At 50.0% G+C, this 18,566-nt stretch carries 21 protein-coding genes and 1 tRNA gene; 7 read left to right on the top strand and 15 right to left on the bottom strand.

The window, feature by feature from the left end; all coding sequences use genetic code 11:
* Positions 1-69: 69 nt before the first annotated feature.
* Positions 70-993 (bottom strand): histone deacetylase family protein, encoded by a 924-nt coding sequence (locus ACEQ15_RS08010; RefSeq protein WP_370278593.1) that lies wholly within the window; start codon positions 991-993, stop codon positions 70-72.
* Positions 994-1,282: 289 nt separating this feature from the next.
* On the opposite strand from ACEQ15_RS08010, the gene ACEQ15_RS08005 reads away from it, so the two are divergent.
* Positions 1,283-2,887, top strand: a complete 1,605-nt coding sequence (locus tag ACEQ15_RS08005; RefSeq protein WP_370278592.1) for a response regulator — start codon at positions 1,283-1,285, stop codon at positions 2,885-2,887.
* A gap of 156 nt (positions 2,888-3,043) precedes the next feature.
* Here ACEQ15_RS08005 and ACEQ15_RS08000 read toward each other — a convergent pair whose 3' ends face one another.
* On the bottom strand, positions 3,044-3,421 hold the full coding sequence (locus tag ACEQ15_RS08000; RefSeq protein ID WP_370278591.1) for a hypothetical protein: 378 nt from the start codon (positions 3,419-3,421) through the stop codon (positions 3,044-3,046).
* 6 nt (positions 3,422-3,427) lie between these two features.
* Entirely contained in the window at positions 3,428-3,955 is a 528-nt protein-coding gene (locus ACEQ15_RS07995) for a Panacea domain-containing protein (protein ID WP_370278590.1), read from the bottom strand.
* A gap of 293 nt (positions 3,956-4,248) precedes the next feature.
* Between ACEQ15_RS07995 and ACEQ15_RS07990 the strand changes: the two genes are divergently transcribed.
* The gene (locus ACEQ15_RS07990) at positions 4,249-5,058 is read left to right on the top strand and encodes a hypothetical protein (protein ID WP_370278589.1); all 810 of its coding nucleotides are present in this window, start codon (positions 4,249-4,251) and stop codon (positions 5,056-5,058) included.
* Between the two features lie 1,258 nt (positions 5,059-6,316).
* Here ACEQ15_RS07990 and ACEQ15_RS07985 read toward each other — a convergent pair.
* From ACEQ15_RS07985 to ACEQ15_RS07935, 11 genes are all read right to left on the bottom strand, one after another.
* Positions 6,317-6,520 carry a hypothetical protein gene (locus ACEQ15_RS07985; protein WP_370278588.1) on the bottom strand — a complete coding sequence of 68 codons (204 nt, stop codon included), beginning with the start codon at positions 6,518-6,520 and terminating at the stop codon, positions 6,317-6,319.
* The gene (locus tag ACEQ15_RS07980; protein WP_370278587.1) at positions 6,520-6,936 is read right to left on the bottom strand and encodes a hypothetical protein; all 417 of its coding nucleotides are present in this window, start codon (positions 6,934-6,936) and stop codon (positions 6,520-6,522) included. The genes ACEQ15_RS07985 and ACEQ15_RS07980 overlap by 1 nt, the downstream gene beginning before the upstream one ends.
* Before the next feature lie 756 nt (positions 6,937-7,692).
* Entirely contained in the window at positions 7,693-8,091 is a 399-nt protein-coding gene (locus tag ACEQ15_RS07975; protein ID WP_370278586.1) for a hypothetical protein, read from the bottom strand.
* Between the two features lie 80 nt (positions 8,092-8,171).
* Complete coding sequence (locus tag ACEQ15_RS07970; RefSeq protein WP_370278585.1) at positions 8,172-8,567, bottom strand: hypothetical protein; 396 nt, start codon at positions 8,565-8,567, stop codon at positions 8,172-8,174.
* 356 nt (positions 8,568-8,923) lie between these two features.
* Positions 8,924-9,706, bottom strand: coding sequence for a hypothetical protein (locus ACEQ15_RS07965; RefSeq protein ID WP_370278584.1), 783 nt, complete (start codon positions 9,704-9,706; stop codon positions 8,924-8,926).
* Between the two features lie 86 nt (positions 9,707-9,792).
* Positions 9,793-10,164 carry a hypothetical protein gene (locus ACEQ15_RS07960; RefSeq protein ID WP_370278583.1) on the bottom strand — a complete coding sequence of 124 codons (372 nt, stop codon included), beginning with the start codon at positions 10,162-10,164 and terminating at the stop codon, positions 9,793-9,795.
* A gap of 14 nt (positions 10,165-10,178) precedes the next feature.
* A complete protein-coding gene (locus tag ACEQ15_RS07955) occupies positions 10,179-10,379 on the bottom strand; it encodes a helix-turn-helix transcriptional regulator (RefSeq protein WP_370278582.1) in 201 nt (66 codons plus the stop codon).
* A 697-nt stretch (positions 10,380-11,076) separates the two neighbouring features.
* The gene (locus ACEQ15_RS07950) at positions 11,077-12,309 is read right to left on the bottom strand and encodes a tyrosine-type recombinase/integrase (RefSeq protein ID WP_370278581.1); all 1,233 of its coding nucleotides are present in this window, start codon (positions 12,307-12,309) and stop codon (positions 11,077-11,079) included.
* Between the two features lie 437 nt (positions 12,310-12,746).
* Positions 12,747-12,823 (bottom strand) — tRNA-Arg (locus ACEQ15_RS07945).
* A gap of 37 nt (positions 12,824-12,860) precedes the next feature.
* On the bottom strand, positions 12,861-13,079 hold the full coding sequence (locus ACEQ15_RS07940; RefSeq protein ID WP_370278580.1) for a hypothetical protein: 219 nt from the start codon (positions 13,077-13,079) through the stop codon (positions 12,861-12,863).
* Between the two features lie 69 nt (positions 13,080-13,148).
* A complete protein-coding gene (locus ACEQ15_RS07935) occupies positions 13,149-14,360 on the bottom strand; it encodes a hypothetical protein (RefSeq protein WP_370278579.1) in 1,212 nt (403 codons plus the stop codon).
* Positions 14,361-14,506: 146 nt separating this feature from the next.
* Between ACEQ15_RS07935 and ACEQ15_RS07930 the strand changes: the two genes are divergently transcribed.
* From ACEQ15_RS07930 to ACEQ15_RS07920, 3 genes are read left to right on the top strand one after another with little or no spacing between them, the layout of a single operon-like run.
* Entirely contained in the window at positions 14,507-15,079 is a 573-nt protein-coding gene (locus ACEQ15_RS07930; protein ID WP_370278578.1) for a hypothetical protein, read from the top strand.
* On the top strand, positions 15,079-15,447 hold the full coding sequence (locus tag ACEQ15_RS07925; protein WP_370278577.1) for a DUF3768 domain-containing protein: 369 nt from the start codon (positions 15,079-15,081) through the stop codon (positions 15,445-15,447). The genes ACEQ15_RS07930 and ACEQ15_RS07925 overlap by 1 nt, the downstream gene beginning before the upstream one ends.
* The gene (locus ACEQ15_RS07920; RefSeq protein WP_370278576.1) at positions 15,447-15,923 is read left to right on the top strand and encodes a metallophosphoesterase; all 477 of its coding nucleotides are present in this window, start codon (positions 15,447-15,449) and stop codon (positions 15,921-15,923) included. Before ACEQ15_RS07925 ends, ACEQ15_RS07920 begins: the two co-directional genes overlap by 1 nt.
* 9 nt (positions 15,924-15,932) lie before the next feature.
* Here the strand turns inward: ACEQ15_RS07920 and ACEQ15_RS07915 are convergent, their stop codons facing one another.
* Positions 15,933-17,201, bottom strand: coding sequence for an IS110 family transposase (locus ACEQ15_RS07915; RefSeq protein WP_370278575.1), 1,269 nt, complete (start codon positions 17,199-17,201; stop codon positions 15,933-15,935).
* Between the two features lie 336 nt (positions 17,202-17,537).
* Between ACEQ15_RS07915 and ACEQ15_RS07910 the strand changes: the two genes are divergently transcribed.
* Positions 17,538-17,696, top strand: coding sequence for a hypothetical protein (locus ACEQ15_RS07910; protein WP_370278574.1), 159 nt, complete (start codon positions 17,538-17,540; stop codon positions 17,694-17,696).
* On the top strand, positions 17,689-18,144 hold the full coding sequence (locus ACEQ15_RS07905; protein ID WP_370278573.1) for a hypothetical protein: 456 nt from the start codon (positions 17,689-17,691) through the stop codon (positions 18,142-18,144). Before ACEQ15_RS07910 ends, ACEQ15_RS07905 begins: the two co-directional genes overlap by 8 nt.
* The last annotated feature ends 422 nt before the right edge of the window (positions 18,145-18,566 follow it).

Here is an 18,566-nt window from a genome sequence, read left to right as displayed (position 1 = left end):
TCCGGAAACAAAAAAGCTGCCTTCGGGCAGCTTTTTTTGTGTCTGTTTGTAGGGTAAAGCACAGGCATATTAATAACCAGCCAGTACCTCAAGGTGAGCCTGTACACTGAATGCCAGTGATACCGGGTTGTAGCCACCTTCCAGCATGGAGACAATGCGGTTTTGAGAGTAAGTGCGCGCACTGTCCGCCAGCAAGCTGGTTACCCAGCGATAATCTTCTTCATCGAGTTTGATGTCGGCCATAGGGTCTTCGTGGTGTGCATCAAAGCCTGCGGAGATAAAGATCATGTCTGGCTTGTGGGCCTGGAGGGCCGGTAACCATTTGCCTTCAACCAAGTTACGGAATACCAGGCTGCCGGAGTGGGCTTCCATCGGACAGTTGATGATGTTGTCGCGTGTAATTTCGCTGTAGCGTTCTGGATAAAACGGGTGCTGAAAACTCGAGCAGACCAGGACTTCGGGGCGATCCTTGAAGATATCCACAGTGCCATTGCCATGATGTACATCGAAGTCTACGATTGCCACGCGCTCAATGCCTGGCTGTTGTAGTGCATGAATTGCGGCAATGGCGACATTGTTGTAGAAGCAGAATCCCATCGGAATGTTGTGTTCGGCATGGTGCCCAGGAGGGCGGACAGAGCAAAATGCGTTTCGAGCTTTACCCTCTAATACTCGATTAACGGCGAGAATGCCGGAGCCTGCGGCAAGGCTGGCTGCATGCAATGAATCGGGGCACAGGGCTGTATCTTCATCTGCCCAGAAGATGCCCTGGTCAGGCAGTTTCATTTCAAGGCGTTTCTGATGCAGCTCCGCATGGGCAAGTTTGACCTGCTCAGCTGTGACGTGGACTGATTGGTGTTGGTCCAGCTCTTCGATCAAGCCGGTCTTTTCCAGTACCTTTCGGATGGCCAGTAAGCGTACCGGTGCTTCGGGATGTTCCGGGCCCATATTGTGCAGCCCACAATCCTCGTGGGAGATAAATGCAGTGGTCATTGTTTTTCTTTTTTGCTCTTTTTCTTCAGTTTAAAGAAAAGGGTAGCGGGCTGTCCTTATCCAAACGTCTTAATTTGAGGGGTGTGTGGGAATGCTGTGCTTTTTTTGACCTACATCATTAGATTTTGGCGGCTTAATCGTTAGCATAGTTTCTACAGCATAGAACTGTCTTGGCACCGCGCGTTTCACCCTACGCACGGTGCTTTTTTTTTCTAAGCTGATACACTTTTCCCTATACTTCCAGTCACTTACTGAGCCTGGAAACCCGTCGGTAGCATAGGTGTTGAGTGTGGCAACAGTCGATTACTCGGATAAGCGTGTCCTGCTCGTTGAGAGCAGCGGAAATATGCGTGCGTCCATCTTCTATATGCTGCGCTCGGTTGGTATTTCCAATGTTCGTGCTACCACCGTCAGTAACCGTGTTCTCGCAGAAATTGCTGAACATAGTTATGACATCATCCTGCTCGGTCACAATGTGAGTGATTCGTTTGCCGGTATCCAGTTGCTGGAAGAAGCACGTTATCGTGGCTATATGAAGCCCAGTACCTGCTGGGTCTTTATGACCAGTGATGCCTCTCAGGAAGCGGTTTTACACGCTATTGAAAGTAAGCCGGATATTCTGATCACCAAGCCGTTTACCATCGACAAGCTGAAAGGGCGCCTGGATGCACTAATGATTCGGCGTAAGCGATTTACGGACATTGATCGTGCGCTGGAATCTGGCGACGAGGAGGCAGCGTTGCGTCTTTGCCTCACGCGTTTTCCGCCTACCGACCCCGATTTTGATGAAGCGCAGTTGATTGCCTGCCAGATACTGAGTCAGTTGATGCGTTACGAGGAGCAACAGCAACTGGCGGAGGAGCTGTATTGGCGAACACGGGGTAAAGAGGCGGGGCTGTACTGGGCAGAATCTCTGATGTATCAGGGTATGGAAGCGGAGTCGATCGGTTTGCTTGAGGATGTGATTGCAGCTAATCCTCTGTATTTGGCAGCTTACGATCTGTTAGCACGTGCCTATGAATACCAGGGGGAGTTGGATGAGGCGCGTGAAATCGTTAAGTTGGCAACATCTAAATCTCCAATGGGTATTCCGAGGCAGATGGAGCTGGGACGTCTGGCGACGCAAACCAGTAAGTTGGATGTGGCGCAGGGGGCCTACAAGCGCTCTATAACCCTAGGTCATAAAAGCTGTTACAAGTCGGCAGAGCCCTATCTTAAGCTGGCGAATGTGTTGCGTTTGAGCGTTGATTCGGAGTCTGATAATCAAACTCTGGATACGGAGCGGCAGTTTGATACGTTGCTTGCTCAGGCTGCGTCCCAGTTTAAGGAGGACGAGACGCTCAAGGTAAAAACGGCATTGTTGCGGGCAGAGTTGGCGCGGACCCTTGATCGGGAGGATGAGATCGACAAGTACACTCAGGAAGCCAAGCGTGAAAACAGTCAGTTGGCTAATCCGCTTGATCTGGGTAAAGAGATCGCCCGCTTCAGTGGGGAGGTTAGCTCGAAGCCTGTACCTCCGACTGCTTCGAAAGGCGAAGTGAAGACAAAAGCGAAACGGGATCCGGAGATGAGTGTAAAGGTGAACCGTCAGGGTGTGCGTCACTACGCCAATGGTCGTTTGTCACAGGCTTTAAGGCATTTTGGTCTCGCGCTGGAGTATGACCATATGAACGGCGGTGCTTTGTGTAATCTGGCACAGCTGTATCTGGAGTTGGCGCGGGACGATAAAGCCAAACGTGACGCGCGACTGATTATGTTTGATCGTAACATGCACCTTGCAGGAAAAATCCGGCTGGCGGGTGAAGTGAAGCAAAAACGTGAGCAATTGATGGCATTGCGTCAAAGGGATCTGGACGAGTTGCCTGAAGGGCCGTTAGGCACGTTATTGCGATAAGAGGTAAATGGCGTCCCAGAGAGACGGCGAATAGTGGTGTTATTACTTTGAAATTTAATGATTTTTTGTTTTGATTTGTGGTTTGACCCCACCAAATACCCCACCGAATTTGATTCTTAAGATATCCATCGGTTGTTGCTTGAGCCAGTATTCGAGCTATTGGTCTTGTTTGTTTCCGGCGCCACGGTTTTTGAGGCTGCCAAGGAACAATGTAGAGAGGGCTACTAAACCAAAGTCTTTTGCGGTGGAGAGGAAGTCCTTTACGGATTTCGGGTCCTTCGCCACTTCTCCGAAATGTGCGTAAAGCATTTTTATGGTTTGCCAGGTTAGGACAAGCAGAATTGCACTCACACACGCAAATACCACCCACACACCAAATGATCTCACTTTTGCTACAGCCGTCTCTTCGCCAATGGCGTTCGCTTTTTGTAGCCCTGTGTATTCATCATCTGTGAGCGGTACTTGCTTACTCGCAGTTTGAGTGAACTTTTCTCGGTCGGCGCTCAACACGTCCTGTAAGAGCTGTTTATTCAACGTCCTTTACTCCGGATCCTTGGATTTGGATAGAAGGTTTTGGATGAACTCTTGATAGTAAGAGCCGATTAGTTCCTTCGGAATGACCTGATCTCGAATCTGCGGATCATACACTTGTTCCCATGGTGTTCCTGGGAGGTGAGTGAGATTGCGAAGTGCTGTTCCCGTGCGATGCTTATATGAATCCCATACGAGTCCCAGGACTTTCAACAGATTCTCATCTGTCTCTTTCACTCTTGGTGTGTACATACTCAAGCCAAGCGGGCCTGAAGTCCCGTCTATCTCGAACTCGTGAGCGTACTCGGTAATAGCTCCGGAACCAAAACGTTTAAATTCATGATAAAGAGAAGGAATAACAGGGCCGTGCTGCCAGGCTTGAACCTGTTCAGATTCAAGAATATCCGTGTCCAAAAGAGATAATGCCCAGCCCTCGGCCATGTACACGAGCTTGATGAGCTTCATCGGAGTGATCTCAATCTGCTCTTCACTTCCTCTCTCGAGAAAGTAGTTGGCGATATGTGAGGCTTTATACATCGTTTCTCTGCGCGCCTTTTCTGGCGCTCTCCTTTTTGTTATCAGAACAGTACTGTTTTTTTATACAGATTTTGTTCGTTGAACAAATGATAGCAAGTTTTCAATGTAAATTTAAATTTACTAAAGCATATGGGAAAAAATGGGCACTTCTAGGAAGGCTTGAAGTGGGATCGGGCTAGGATTTGGGTAGTGGATAGCGATGAGTTGCCAAGGGTGGCATCATGACGAGATAGGATCATGGAGGCATTATGGGGCAAGGGAAGAGAGTTGTTGTTTGTAGTCTGGTTCTATTGATGGGAATTGGCCTTGGATCAATCAGTGATATGAGTGTCACACTTGATGCTTTTTCGAAGTTACTGAGTGGCGTCGGTGGGGTAGCAACAGCTGCTGCAGCATTCATTGCGTTAGGAGTATATAGGCACCAACGACTCCAGGATCAGAGGAAATATGAAGAGTCTAGATCGCAGTTTTATCTTAATGAATGTCTTAGCTCTGTCCGGAACGCTATGACGATTCTTAGAGAGGAGGGCAGAAGTCACGAGTCATTTATTTCTGCTGGGCTAATCCTTGGGGAAGTGACGCAGCTGGAGAGGAATATAGTAAACCCTGATCACCGTCGTCTATACACGCTTCACCGGCAATACGAGATAGATAGGGCAGAGCATGTGTTTGCTGAAATCTCTGATCAGCAGCTGCGGGGTGAGGTTTTTGGTGACGCAGCATTTGATTTTATCGTGCTGGGCAACATACATCAGTCAAACGGGTCCGAGCAGTTATACGATACTCACTTTTACACAGAAAATTTATTGGATGGGCGAGAGCTGATCACTCCATTTCCTGGTGTGCCAATCGGTAGGTTGCTGTGCATATTACGATTCTGCGTAAATGATCCTCATTACACCGCGCCAAGCGATCGGATAACTGATCGGGAGTTGAATGAGTTGCATAATCTGAAGCCCATTCAGGGGGTTGCTAGGTACATTAATCAATGTCTCCAGTTTGATGTTAAGGATAATGAGATCATATTGCGGGAGGACTCAATTGAACTGCAGCAACTGAATCTAAACTACGACATGATGATCCTGCGGAATTTTGTTCACTGAACCTGTCTGAGCGAAATGTTCCTAGGCGTTTTATTTTTTAATTTCGTCAGCGTAAAAGTCTGACGAGGGCGGCAGTCCTCCGGCCTATAGGGGGTGAAGTTTCTAATACCCCTTACCCTATGCGCCGGTAGGTGTGTGTATGTATACAGTATCGGGGCTATCTGGGGCGCGTGCGATAAAGGAATACAGCAGTAGCCCATAGGACGATAGCTCCAGGTGTTCCGGTGAGTATCGCGCCAGGTGAAACTATCAACACCACCAGTCCTATCCATGGGTTGCCGGATGCAATGATTAGTAACCCGGGGCCGATGAACAGTGCCCACATTGCTAGTTCGATCATCTGCTATCTGTCCCTATAGTCGCTATATCCCTTTGACGTTATCGCTGGTGGTGTCGTTCGTCACCCCATTTCGTCACCTTCGCCACCTCTGATCCCAGGAACGATGGGTCTTTGGGTTAGGTGCTGCTGACGACCTATAAATACCGGAAAATAGTCGAGATCCGCGAGTTTTGATGCCGCCCCGTGGCTGTAGCGATTACTAGGGACCCTATGTTTGGTATCAAACGTGTAGGCCAGAAGTAATGTGGGCTTTATGGTCGATTGTAACCTTCGCGTACCCAGCGATATGTTGATACGGATAGCCAGGCAATCATCCAGCCCAATGAAGGTATCCCAATCAGGGTAAGCAATATAATTAAGGTATTTGGTTTCTTGGTGAATCTCGGCTCCACGATGTAAACGGCCGCACAATATGTTTTCTCGGCTTTAGGTGAGGTAGCTAGGCATGCGTTATACCTCTTATCGCGGTCGGCATAAATAACCATTCGTTCCTCTGCGGAGGTCTCAGTATGTTTAATAAAAGGCGTGTTGGTGTCTCTGTAGCTGCTTATCGTAGGGGCTGTCTGATAGGTATAGGTGATATAGCTGATAGCGACTAAAAAATAGAGAGCGGTAAGTACAATCCCTAGGCGCTGGTGGCCGTTTATGTGCTTGGGTCTAAGCAAAATCATTCCCTCTTATGCTAAGTGAGCACTCTTTTTAAGCTCTGTTCCTTTCAGTAGACCAGAAACTTTTTAATGATGGGAGGGGTGGGGTAAATCCTCCGGGGATCATGTGGTGGACACCGCCGCCCTAGGCTTTCTCGCACACCCGCAGGTTAGAAACTTTTTTTGAGGGAGGGGGAGGGCAAATCTCTGCAGCTCTTTATGCTGGACACCGCCCCCCCTAACTCCATTTTTATACGGACAAAATTAAAAATTAAATCCGGGCGGCTAACTCTTCCACTTCAGCATCCCAGATAACAAACTGTTCCCGGCGTTCCGAACGGTCCTCTATGGAGCGTATGCGTAGATACTGTTCCGCTAGGTTGGCCAGCATGTTTCTACGTGATGTGCTGTTTGTGGGCGCTGTGCGCTGACGTTTGGCCTGTTCCGTAGGGAAGGCAATTACCTTGGCTGCCATTAGTGCTTACCTCCCTGCTTAGGATGGTGTCGGCTGAAGGCCTTGTTGTATTGCCGTGCGTCATCTCTCCACTTCATGGCTTCTAACAGCTTATCTGTTTCATCCTGTATTCCTTCTATCATTGCCCAGCGCTGAAGCAATGCTTCAGCTGTACCGTGGTTCGTCTTTCTGCTCTGGTTGTACTGTTCTAGGTTCGTGATAACAGAGCTGTCTCGTGTTTGCTTACGGGTTAGGTTTAAGCGTTTGGCTATCTCCTCTCCTTCCAAGCGTATCAGCGCTGAACACCTTACGATGTCCTGCGCCTCCATCTCTCCCGATCTGATTTGGCTGTCCAGCTTGATGCGCCGCTTTGCGTATTCAGCTAACACCCGTTCCTGAGATCGATCTGTTGGAAATGCGATTACTGTAGCTGTCATTATTTTGCGCCGCCCTACTTGTTATCGTTTAGCCCAATAGAGATTTCCTCAGATTGAGGAAAAGCGCTGTGGTGCTTCGCAGAGAGAACCACCAGCCGCTTTAAAGGTCTTCGATGCGTTACCGCTCCCTTCGAAGCTGAAAGCCCATAGTGTGACTGTGGTGGCGTTCTTTGACTTTGGATGTTACGGACAGGGGTACGGGTTAGTAGCGCCAGCGGCAGGCCGGGAAAAGCTGCTCGGGCTTGGTGAAGGCTGGTGGCAAAACAGGAGACAGTGCGAGGCTGTTTCATGCTGCAGAGTACTTGTTCAGGTTGGGCAATTAGGAATGTGTAGATCATCGTTCGGTGTCCTTGTGTCTGAATGACCCAAGGCGGACCGGGTAGCCGCAAAGCAGCGCGGACACAAGGACGCGCAGCGGGGGCGTTTTCTTTGGCTCCCGGCCCATGCCCCCGAACCTATGCCGTTAATGCTTGGTGACTAGCTGCAGCCCTGTAAGGGGCTTAGGCCTAATGCCAGGCATAACGGATGGACCACCAGCATAGAGCTAATGATCTGTCGATCAGGGGGAGGTAGTCTCCTTGTGTCTGCGGTAGCTTGCGGGTGCTTAGTCCGCCTGCCGTAGCCGGGTGCTTAATCCGGCGTGTTTTTTAAAATACGGCTGGTGGGGGAATTGGTCAAGCCTCATTTTGAGGACAGGGAGGATTTACCCTGTCCAGGGTATTCAGGAACCCTGTTTAGGGTAGGTGCTGTATGTCCTTACAGTAGGTATGACTGTTTCGCTGCTATGCGTCCCATGTCACCCGCGATAAGCCAGCAGATGGCCGCTGCTCGTTGTTGCTGTCTGTCTGCACATGGCACATGCCAGGTATCACACGTCACCTGATCCTGTTCGTATGCGATGTAGTGCCCGGCGTTGATCAGTTCCTGTGTCAGCGTCCAACTGTGCTCTGGGAGTTCACACCAATTGAACTCTGTATATCGGCCTGTCTCCGGATGTTCCGCAATGACAGAGCTGCTGTGAGCCTTCATGCTTGGCTTGCTGGCCTTGCTGGCCTTGCTGGCCTTGCTGGCCTTGCTGGCTGGCTTGAGGGTTAAGCCCCTTCGTTGTGCAATCTTGATATTCAACTCATAGGTTCGCATCTCTTCGTAATTCACGTTCCGCGCTCCTGTCGATGTCTACATTTATCTACTTAGGCCGCCTATGAGCGAATAGACGGCCTGGCAGTGAATAGAGGTTAAACCGGTTCAGGTTGACCTTCGGGTGCTTCCTGGGCTTGCTGGTGCGCTTTGAGGGATACCAGCTTTTCACCGATCTGCTTAAACAGGTTCTCCATCTCGTGGTAAAGGGTACTCAATAGGTCTTGTACCACTTCCCCTTGCTCGTATTGATCACCAATGCCTTTGCATATGCTCTTGCCTCTGTTTGCCAACTCCAATACAGAGAACCCGTTGTATACGCCTAGCTGCTGCTCTACGTTCTCTGCGATCGAGTTAAAGTGATGTTTGATCTCTTGCTGCAGCAGGACGTGTATAGTGTGTTCAATCCCATCTAGCTCACTCAATGCCAGCCCTTCGGCAATGACTAAACCGCGTTGAGCTTCTGAGATTGCTGAGTCGATATTTTGTGTCATGACTTCACCTAATAATGTTAAGGAGTAATAGAGGGAATAAAGGGATAACCGTTACCCGTGAACCTGTTAACCTTTAACCGTGGTTGTAATTGCCCGTAGTTGATATCGCCTGTATCCCCTGTGTTTTCTGCACTACAGTAAAATCCTTGTCAGGAAATGTTGTCGGGTGATTGTCAGGAAATTGTCGGGCAATTGTCAGGTGGTTGTCGGGTGTTTTGGGATCGTGTGCCGATGCTCTAATCTCTTGTTTGGGTGCCTCCATTACTATTACGAATGGGTTTTCATCTTGCCGGGATTCTGCGTATGGCCTTAGGCCAGAGAGTACACACCGACGGAGCTTTCCGTGGTGGTCTGAATTATGAAAAGCGCTCGTCAAGCCATTCATCCACGGATTGATCTTCGGGAAAGGGAGATGGATACAACGGGATCACCTTTCCTCGTAGCGCTTCCGGCCTTTGCCCGTGGTTAAGATTGCCCGTAGTTGATTTCGGCTGTGTCCCACGTGTTTCTTGGGCTGCAGCTGAATCCTTGTCAGGTAATGCTGTCAGGGTATTGTCGGGTGATTTAGAGGCATAAACGCACCGCTGGATCTCTGCTTGGGGGATGTCTAATACCGCCAGTGACTTAGTTTTGATCTGGCTATCGCCATTCGAGCCACATCTTTCTACGGTGCCTGTGTAGATGCGTGTTTTCAGCTTACCCATACAGTCATGAAAGGCGCTTAAACGGGCTGGCAATGGCAAGCCAGCACGCTGCCAGAACAGTGCAAAGGCACTTCGCTTACCTACTCTGAAATGCTTTGTGGGTGAGCGTGAACCTTTCTGTCCATGCTTGGTATTTCGAGCGCGGTTCACTTCAACATTGAAGATTGTGAAAGCGTTCTCGCCTGTTACGGGATTTATGAACTGAAGGGTTACACCTCCGCTTTTACGGGCGGTATATCCACCAGCTGAATAGTAGTGATAGATAAATGCCTGGCGGCTAGTAGCCTTCAATATCTCAACCAGTAAACGGTCGTGGTTTTCTTTAAGCCATTTATCTGCACTGTTCTGATCGCCACTTTTGGGGACCAGCACAAGGACTCCAGCCTCTATGGCCAGAACGTCGGCTTTAGCTAAGATGGTTGGGAGTAGTGCCATTAAACAAGCTCCACCATTAAGGCAGCATCAAATAAAACGTGGGGTGTAGAAGGGGCGTTACAGCCCCTTTTGAATACGGGCAGTGATTAGCTGGCCATTTCCCAGCTGATCAGCTCTGCTCCCCGTTTTAGGCGATAGTCATTAATGACCTGCTTCGCCTTTTGCTTGCTCGCCGGGGTGAGTTTGTATCGGTGATAGATTGCCGGAAGGCCACCGTAACCAATTGCCTTCTCTGGCGTGCTGGTGAACTCCAGACCTAGGCGAAGCTTCACCTCGTTACTCATGGTGGAGTTAAGCGCATGGTCATACACCGGGGGCTTTTCTGCTTCCAGGCGGTTAATAGATCCGTGCTGGACCATGTACAAAAGGACACGTTCTATCTTGTAAGCCGGTTTGATAAACTGCTCGTCGTCTTTAGGGCTGGTGGCCGCTGTGGGGGCGGCTGTTGGCTTCTTCATATCACTCTCCCGGTTCATGCTACTTGTAGTGATTCACTGGACCGATCTTCAATCCATTTCTGGATATCTGATTCTTTCCATCCAACTCGTGATGGGGTGAGGCGAATAGGCTTAGGGAACGTGCCTGCGTCCATCATGCGGTAGATGGTGGAGCATGAGAGGCCAACGGCTTTCTCTACATCGCGACGACGTAGTATTTGGGACTGAATGCTCATGCTGCCTCCTGTGCTGCTGCAGACTGCGCAGTGGAAGTAAAGCGGGGGAGAGCATCCAGCCAATTGTCTAGGTCCTGCTGATCGTACAGAACTGTTTTGTTTCCCATCTTGATATAGGGGGGAGCTTGGCGACCGCAAAGGGTGCCTGTCAGGCGTGACTTTCTGAGGGTGTTATCTGCTACGTGAAGGTATTCACAAGCCTGCGGGTGGCGTAGTAGCCTGCTGTTCATATCGCGTCCTCATGGTGGCTGTTTGTTCAACGCGATCCCTATTATCTACACATGAGAAAGCAAAACCAGCAAGCCATTCCCCAAAGGAAAAATGCGTAAAACGTTACAAAACGTCACTAATGGGAAGTAATGGGCGTTTTAGTAATGATTATTGGTTTACTAGTGTCTGCATTCTGAGCTGTCTCATAGGCTATATGTTTTCTAGGCGTTCATCCCTATTAAAAGAAACAATCAAAAAGGCCGGTTTTACGGGGAAAAATGGGTAAAAAAGGAATGCTGGTGCGGATAGCTGTACGGTTCAATGGTTGGTGTTAACTTATTGTTATAAAAGGGGATTTGTGGGTTTTAGAGGTGTTTGTCTTTTGGCGGAAAATAGCGGTTAATCTTGAGTGGTCCGGCGGTATTCGGTCTGGTTAAGGTTACTCGACTATTGTTTTTTGTAGATTTGTTGGGGGGGAGGGGAGGCATTAAGCCTCCTTTGCTCGGAAATTGGCACTGACTACATTGTCAGAAAGCGCAGCTGTTTTTAGCTCATCCAAGTAATCGGCCCACCGTTGCATCATCTCCCGGCGCTGCTCCAAGTGCTTAGTACGGTTATACGCCCGGCCTAGTGGATCTCGAACATTATGGGCTAGCTGGTGCTCGATCCATTCCAGACGGTATCCAAGCGCTTCATCCAATAGGGTACGAGCCATCGCTCTGAAGCCGTGAGCGGTCATCGCCGTTTTTTCATACCCAAGGTTGCGTAGGGCAACCCTGACAGCGTTCTCTGACATAGGACGTTTTCGACTGCGTGCGGATGGGAATACGTACTCACTCGCTCCGTTTAGGTAATGCAGCTCCTCTAGAATCGCTAATGCTTGCTTGCTCAATGGGATAATGTGGGCGTCATGGGCCTTGCCTTCCCCTAGCTCGATACGCTTTTCTGAGTAGTTGATCTCGCCCCACTTCAGGTGCCTAAGTTCTCCAGGGCGGCAAAACCAAAGCGCTGATAACTTCAGGGCAGCGATAACAGTAGGTGTCCCGTGGTAGCCATCGATTGCAGCCATAAGGCGGCCAACGTCTTGAGGTGTGGTCAGTGCTGCGTGGTGTTTGGTCTGGTGGGCTGCTATTGCATCGTTCAGATCGCCCGCGGGGTTATGTTGGCATCGTCCGGTTGTAATGCCGTACCGGAAAACCTGTGCCGCCGTCTGCTTGATCTTCTGCAGAGTTGCTGGCGTGATGCCGCGCTTCTCTGCTTTCTTCAGGGCCTCCAACACGTTCATTGGTACAATCTCGCTGGTGGGGATTCTGCCGATGGTGGGGAATAGGTCGTGTTCCAGATTGCGTATTGTCCGTTGCTGGTGGCTTTCACTCCATTCCGGATGCTTCAGCTCGTACCATTCGCGTGCCAGTGCTTCGAAGGTGTTCGCCGCTATATTGCGCTGTGCCTCACGCTCTGCTTTTCGGGCTGCTCTCGGGTCTATGCCTCGTTCCACCAGCTTGCGGGCATCGTCGCGGCGTTCGCGGGCTGCCTTTAGGGTTACGGTAGGGTATACGCCGAGGGCCATATCTACGCGCTTGCCGTTTAAGCGGAAGCGGTATGTCCAGTACTTCCCTCCATTGGGGCGAACCTCAACCATTAGGCCGAGCTGATCAGTGACTGTGTACTTTTTGTCACCTGGCTTGAGTGCCTTCAGTTGCTTATCCGTAAGAGCCATAACCTCTAAACCTCCCTTGGTTTTTTGTACGCTGGTAGGTGTTGCTGGTGGGGACAGCTAGTGGGGTTTAGAAATTCCCCACAATATCCCCCACTAAAAACACCTCATAATATGGTGTTTCGTGGGAACGCATGGGAATGATGATAGGCCTGAAGGCCTTATAGCACAAGGGCTAGTGGGAATGTGTGGGAATTGCTGATAAGGGTAGGTGGCGTCCCAGAGAGGATTCGAACCCCTGGCCTGTCCCTTAGGAGGGTATTGTTACATCCTCTGAAGCGCCCGTAATACGTGGATGGATTTCAAAATATAGTAAAAATATAGTGAAAAAATTATATAGTTAAACTAATAGAGTGCCAATCAGGCTCGGTGTGAGCTGGTCAGTGGGCGATCAGACAGTGGTTTTTATAGTGAAATTGGGGATCGGACGGAGGAGAATGTGGCGGCCCCGAGAGGATTCGAACCTCCGACACCACGCTTAGGAGGCATGTGCTCTATCCGGCTGAGCTACGGGGCCACATTGGCGGGTACTATGCCCGAGACAAGCTTAAATTTCAATCTTGATGCGGGGGTAAACCCTCAATGATCTCCATCTCACCGGTAGCATCAATCGCCTCAATGCCACGCATCATTAGGTAGTTGTACGCCACCTGCTTATTCCCTGAACAGTTGTTATCTATCCAGTCCAGTATGCGCTGATCCATATGCACGGAAACCTGTTTGGTCGTTTCATTCCGGTTCAGCATGCGACCGGTAATCACTAGTTTTGCCATCGTATATACCAATAGATACTTATAACGTCATATAGCTACATGATACCACGCCCATCCTTGGGCATGCTGTTATTTGTGGTCAGCAGCCGGGATAGAGGTGCCGGAGGCCTGGACACGGTCGCTGATAGCCTTTCCGTCGGCTGCGCCGTATGTCTGGCTCTGGCGCATCGCAATATCCTTGCGAGATGGCTGGCGTTGCTGGTCGCGCTTGTTAACGGCTTCAGCAGGCAGTACCTTGCGCGGGTTTACCTTAGCGCCTTCGATCAGGCCGTATTTGGCTGCACGGTCATCGACAACCTGTGCCAACGTTTCCTGGTCCGCCACTGGTGTACCGGTGGATGCGCCGGACTTGATGTTTCCGTACTCACTCATAGACGACGTGCATTTGTGACCCATTACGGCCGCCACCATCCTCGCGCCGTCTTTGCGGTTGAGGTATTTCTTCTTGAGGTTGCTGCCCATCGTGTAGCGCAAACTGTAAAGACAAAACCGGCGCTGGGAATGTGGGTACAACCGGGCAGCTGCACGGCGGATTCGTTCCTGTGCTGACTTAATCTTGTTGGGCGTCAGCTGCTGGGCGGCTTTGATGGCGGAGATTAAGTCCTTGCTGATGGGAACGTGCAGGATCCTGTCTATGCCGCGCTGTTCGGCCTTGTTCTGCTGACCACGCTTGGTTTTCTTTGCGCCCTTAATGAACACCTGCATGGTCATGTTGGGGATGTCGAAATCCAGCACTTCGACTGTTTGGGCCTCCGCAGGGCGAAGACCCAATTCTTTGCCTAAAGTCATCAGGGTCTGACTATCGGCATCATTCCGATCGGCGCGATCAGAATACATTGTGTGAAAAATTTCGTCAGTAACTGTGATCAGACGCTTGCGCTTTTTCGGCTTATGCGTGCGATCCTTCAGACCCGCTGGATTTTCCGTACCGGCGATCTGTTTTGCTTCGTCATTCAAACCGGCAGCGGTGTAGTAGATAGTCATGGCCCGTCGCAGCTTGCGCCATGAGTCAGATGTCTTTGTTGCTGCGGTTGATTCCAGGTGGCGTAACACCTTGTCGGTGCCGTCTTTCAGCAGCGCCCGAAACTCCTTCTTGGTCTCGGTATTCAGATCCTGGCCCAGTGCGCGATTGATGTTGGCGGCAGCTTCTTGGATGTATTTTGCGTATGTTTGCTCGTACATCGCCGCTTTTTTCATCTTAATTTCACCGGTCACGCTGCGTTCCGGGAGCTTGTCACACTTTGAAGAAAATACTTCGTAATCAAAGATATGTGGGTTCATATCTGCACTTCTTTTTATTCTTATTGTTCTAAGTTCATTATACCATATTATAGCCATACGTAGCTATGTATATATATAGGTATTGACATGTAGCTATAATATGGTTAGAATGGGTCAGCATCGAAATGACCGAAAGGGGAAGTGAGATGCAGCGAAGATACACAGATAGCATTGCAGAAAACCTGGCGCAGGAGCCGGGCGGTCCTGTTGCGTACTTTGGCTTTTTGGCCTTCGGTGTTTGGTATTTTGTGTCTGGCTGGGCAGCTGGATCAGGGATTGCAGACGGCGGGGTTTTGCACTTCATCTTTATCGCTGTTGCATGCCTCGCTGCGGTTTTCTGGGCTGGTGCCTCTCTGCACGAGATTGATCAGGTGGGACACACTGGAAGGCTCATGACGGCGGTTATGTGGTGTTACTGCTGGTACTGGTTCGGCAGACACATCGAGATTGAAGGGCTTTGGATAATTGCGTTTTGGTTTGGCTATGCACTGTTTGAAATCCCGCTGAATATCATTGAACGTATTGCTTGTTCGTACCGCCGTCTGGGTGGTGTGATTCGTGAGTGTTACAAATATGGGACCGTGGCAGTGATGGGTTTGATGCTTATGGCCACACTCACTTCCGGATTTTCTGAATTCCTTGGTCACGGAAAAACTGCTTGGATGCTGAAAGATGCGTATCGCTTTATTCAAGGCATCATCGTATTGGGGTGGTGGTAATGAACGAACGCACAGAACTGATCCGGAAATACAATGACAGCTTCCGGTCTCGCGTGGCGGACCCTATTGCTTGTCAGCATCTGATCGATGCGGATCTGTTGCATATTCACTTTACCGTAGGGATAGGAGCCCTGACTGGCGGTGGTCCGGGATACCTGGAAATTCTGGGCGCTGTTCAAAACGCTGAAATCAGTGAGGGTAATGACCCGTATGGGGAGCATGATTTCGGGGCCTTTGAGCACAAGGGCGCGAAGTGTTACTGGAAGTTCGACTACTACGACAAACTGAAGGCTCGGGGGAGTGAGGATCCAGCGGATCTGGATTTGACCCTGCGGGTTCTGACTATCATGCTGGCCTCGGAGTATTGATGATGCTGAAACAACACAAGCACATGCCGGTGAATGTTGAGGGCCGTGACTGGTTTGTTGGTGACCTCCATGGGCATTATTCGCTGTTAATGAAGACGTTGGAGCAGATGGGGTTTGATTTTGATCGGGACCGGTTGTTCGCCGTTGGGGATCTGATCGATCGAGGTCCAGAGTCTCCTGAGTGCATTCGGTTGCTGCTGGAGCCCTGGTTTCACTCTGTGTGTGGGAATCATGAGTGCATGTTCATCAACGGACGGCTTGCTGATGATCACCCCCATATTCACGGGATGCACATTAAAAATGGCGGTGCTTGGGCGTATGAGATTTCAGAGAAGGAGGGGAATGAGCTATTTCAGATAATTCGATCTTATATGCCCATGTGCCTTACGGTTGACACCTTGCGCGGCTCGGTCGGTGTTGTGCACGCCCAGGCACCTAGGGATTGGAAAAAGGTGTTAGATGGCTTCACGCCCTGAGGTAGTCCGTCAAGCGCTTTCAGGTTTCCTCATACCTTTTAGTAGCGGGGATCCGCGACGCTCCAATGCCTTAAGGTATAGCGATTCATTGTATGGAGTTCGTGCTTTCCAACAACGGTACAGGATACGGATCCATTTAAAGGCTAAGGCTCTAACAGCCGCCTGATAGGTACAGCCCTTTGAACGCTGTTGCTGATAGTATTCACCTGCCCAGAATGATTTATTGATCGTCTGAGCGGCCCACTCCACAAAAGTCTGCCGAAGGAATGTCGGACACTGCCAACGCCAATGCACCCAGAGCTTTTTCCCGCTACGTTCTGTCACAGGCGCAACACCCGCATACGTCTGGAGATCTGACGCTGTCTGGTAGCGTTCTCGCTGCTCTCCAAAGGCAACTAAGAGTCTAGGAGCTAATGATGGCCCAGCTCCCGGCAGGGAGCTAAATAACTCATAATCAACATGCTTCGGGGCCACTTCCGCAATCTCTTTATCGTATTGTTTTATCGCATCCAGCGTGATTTTGAGCTGCTCTACCAACACCAAGGCCTGCAAACGATGGGGGATGATCACAGCGTCATCTAGCGTCAGAGGTATAGCCGTTTTAATGGCCTTCAGTCGTGTCTCCAGTACCTTTGGAAACCGCATGTTATGCGTATTAAAAAAGGTCTTGAGAGTGTTGGTACGAGCGCGTTTGGCCTGTATCAGCGTGGGCCAGCGTGTAATGAAATCGCAAAACAGAGGGGTATCAATATGATCAAACCAATCCAACACCTGAGGGTAATATTGCTTTAGTACAGAGCGTAAGCGATTGGTTATGCGGATTTTGTCATCAACGATATTTCTTCTTTGCTCCACAAGTGATGCCAGCATACGCAGTTCCACACTTTGTGGTCGTAATGGTTTAAAGCGTTCAGGGTGACGTACAATCAAATCAACTGCCAGCTCAGCGTCAGTAGGATCATCTTTCGCACGGCTGGGTTGGAAAGCTTCTCGGTACCTGGCCAGCGTCGAAGGGTTAACCGGAAAAATCACAAAGCAATCATGTTTCTGAAGCGCATAAACGATCGGGCCTTTGGATAACTCCACGGCAACCGCGATGGGAGAGCCAAACCGCTGCCGCATTGCTAGTGCCCATTCATCGATGCGTTCCACCTGATGAGAAATGACATCAAATTCCCGCTCACTTATATCGGGGCTCTGAATACAAATATCATGCTTGGAATCCGCCCAATCAATGCCAATGAAAGCTGTAAAAGAGGTCTGATTTAATACATCCATGACAACACTCCGTTGTGCTACCTTAACCGTAAGGGACATGCCAGCTTGAGATCTGCGAAAGCAATATAGGTGAGCCGGTGCGACGGCAAGCCCTGAGTATTCGTTAGTGATCTCAAGCGCACCGGTGGACTCGAAACCAAAGCCGTGAACATCATGTGTTTGGGTCGGAATATTCGTAGTCCACGGGTGCATGTCTCGCTCTCACTGACAGCTACCTGCCAGCTGTAATAAGTATCACAGAGAGTGAGATGGAATAACTATATTGTGTCGGAAAATGGTTGGAAAGAGTATTTGTGGAGCGTGTACAAGTACAACCAAGCCTTATCGAAACGGAGTGTGCGGATTGAGAATGTAGATGCGGTGGTAATGGGGCATGTGGGGTGTGATTACATTACGACCGGCGCAAACCAGGTATGGATCGATACTGTTATGCGCTCCGGTCGTCTGACTGTCATTGATAGCGGTCGGGTGTTTGAGGAGGTGGAGCATGGATAAAGACCTGGTGCTGCGGATCCGGGAGCTGAATCAAAATGCGCTCCGATACCTGGAGACAGTGGATTATTACGATGATGAGGTTTGCGGGGATTATACATACCAGTTTTGCGGCGGGGTGCTAAAGGTCGCAGACCGCATGAATGAAAGGCGAAAGGCGTCATACCTTGAAAAAATTCTGAAGAGGATTGCGAAGGTGGGCGGCAAGCCTCTGTATGATGCTGATCCTTGTGACACAGGTATTGTTTGCGATGACCGTGGGTGTGAAGTTGCATGGATTATACGGCCTATGGCGAAGTTTCTGGATGGCCCCAGTGAGGATCCGTTTAACACTGATGTTACGACTGTCACGGTTTACATCACAACAGACCCTGACTACGCGAAGTGGGCAAGGAAACAACACTGGCTAAGCAATACAAATGCAAAGAGCAGGGGGCACTTCCCGTTTTGATCTCAAGTGCCGCGCTGGTTTTTTGCATGGGCTGGTTTTTGACTATGCGGGCTACGCCCTGATGCGTGTCTACAGGCCAATTGCTCCGTGACTGCGTCACTCCCGCAATAAGTCCTTTAAACCCGCGAGGCGGCTGCACAATCAGTATGGCTCCAGTCCCACTACGTGTGACTACGCCATCCAGATTGCTTGTCAGTCACGATGATGCTCATTGACACCCCTGCATCGCTACGCGATTTGGTGAGTCAACGACCATAATCTATCAAAACTGCCGAAAACCGGGGCCCCATCCCCATTTTTCGGCCGTTTTTACTGATACCCGCCTCCATACTCCCATGTTCAAATTTTCGATCTTATCTATATATAACTACCTGTTATTCGATCAAAAATAACACGGGAGTATGGGGGCAACCCGCTATATA

Origin of the sequence: Pontibacterium sp., from assembly GCF_964228735.1 — a bacterium.
In the GTDB taxonomy this organism is placed as follows: Bacteria; Pseudomonadota; Gammaproteobacteria; order Pseudomonadales; family Balneatricaceae; genus Pontibacterium.
The sequence above is the reverse complement of the archived record's forward strand: the minus strand, read 5'-3'. Positions and strand labels throughout refer to the sequence as shown.

What these genes read in the sequence shown, in the direction of transcription:
- ACEQ15_RS07950 (WP_370278581.1), bottom strand. Translation starts at nt 12,309, where the DNA reads ATGGCTCTTACGGATAAGCAACTGAAGGCACTCAAGCCAGGTGACAAA.
- ACEQ15_RS07985 (WP_370278588.1), bottom strand. Translation starts at nt 6,520, where the DNA reads ATGGCAGCCAAGGTAATTGCCTTCCCTACGGAACAGGCCAAACGTCAG.
- ACEQ15_RS07940 (WP_370278580.1), bottom strand. Translation starts at nt 13,079, where the DNA reads ATGGCAAAACTAGTGATTACCGGTCGCATGCTGAACCGGAATGAAACG.
- ACEQ15_RS07980 (WP_370278587.1), bottom strand. Translation starts at nt 6,936, where the DNA reads ATGACAGCTACAGTAATCGCATTTCCAACAGATCGATCTCAGGAACGG.
- ACEQ15_RS07955 (WP_370278582.1), bottom strand. Translation starts at nt 10,379, where the DNA reads ATGAGCATTCAGTCCCAAATACTACGTCGTCGCGATGTAGAGAAAGCC.
- ACEQ15_RS07990 (WP_370278589.1), top strand. Translation starts at nt 4,249, where the DNA reads ATGGGAATTGGCCTTGGATCAATCAGTGATATGAGTGTCACACTTGAT.
- ACEQ15_RS07995 (WP_370278590.1), bottom strand. Translation starts at nt 3,955, where the DNA reads ATGTATAAAGCCTCACATATCGCCAACTACTTTCTCGAGAGAGGAAGT.
- ACEQ15_RS07925 (WP_370278577.1), top strand. Translation starts at nt 15,079, where the DNA reads ATGAACGAACGCACAGAACTGATCCGGAAATACAATGACAGCTTCCGG.
- ACEQ15_RS07930 (WP_370278578.1), top strand. Translation starts at nt 14,507, where the DNA reads ATGCAGCGAAGATACACAGATAGCATTGCAGAAAACCTGGCGCAGGAG.
- ACEQ15_RS07960 (WP_370278583.1), bottom strand. Translation starts at nt 10,164, where the DNA reads ATGAAGAAGCCAACAGCCGCCCCCACAGCGGCCACCAGCCCTAAAGAC.
- ACEQ15_RS08010 (WP_370278593.1), bottom strand. Translation starts at nt 993, where the DNA reads ATGACCACTGCATTTATCTCCCACGAGGATTGTGGGCTGCACAATATG.
- ACEQ15_RS07970 (WP_370278585.1), bottom strand. Translation starts at nt 8,567, where the DNA reads ATGACACAAAATATCGACTCAGCAATCTCAGAAGCTCAACGCGGTTTA.
- ACEQ15_RS07905 (WP_370278573.1), top strand. Translation starts at nt 17,689, where the DNA reads ATGGATAAAGACCTGGTGCTGCGGATCCGGGAGCTGAATCAAAATGCG.
- ACEQ15_RS07915 (WP_370278575.1), bottom strand. Translation starts at nt 17,201, where the DNA reads ATGGATGTATTAAATCAGACCTCTTTTACAGCTTTCATTGGCATTGAT.
- ACEQ15_RS07965 (WP_370278584.1), bottom strand. Translation starts at nt 9,706, where the DNA reads ATGGCACTACTCCCAACCATCTTAGCTAAAGCCGACGTTCTGGCCATA.
- ACEQ15_RS07920 (WP_370278576.1), top strand. Translation starts at nt 15,447, where the DNA reads ATGATGCTGAAACAACACAAGCACATGCCGGTGAATGTTGAGGGCCGT.
- ACEQ15_RS07935 (WP_370278579.1), bottom strand. Translation starts at nt 14,360, where the DNA reads ATGAACCCACATATCTTTGATTACGAAGTATTTTCTTCAAAGTGTGAC.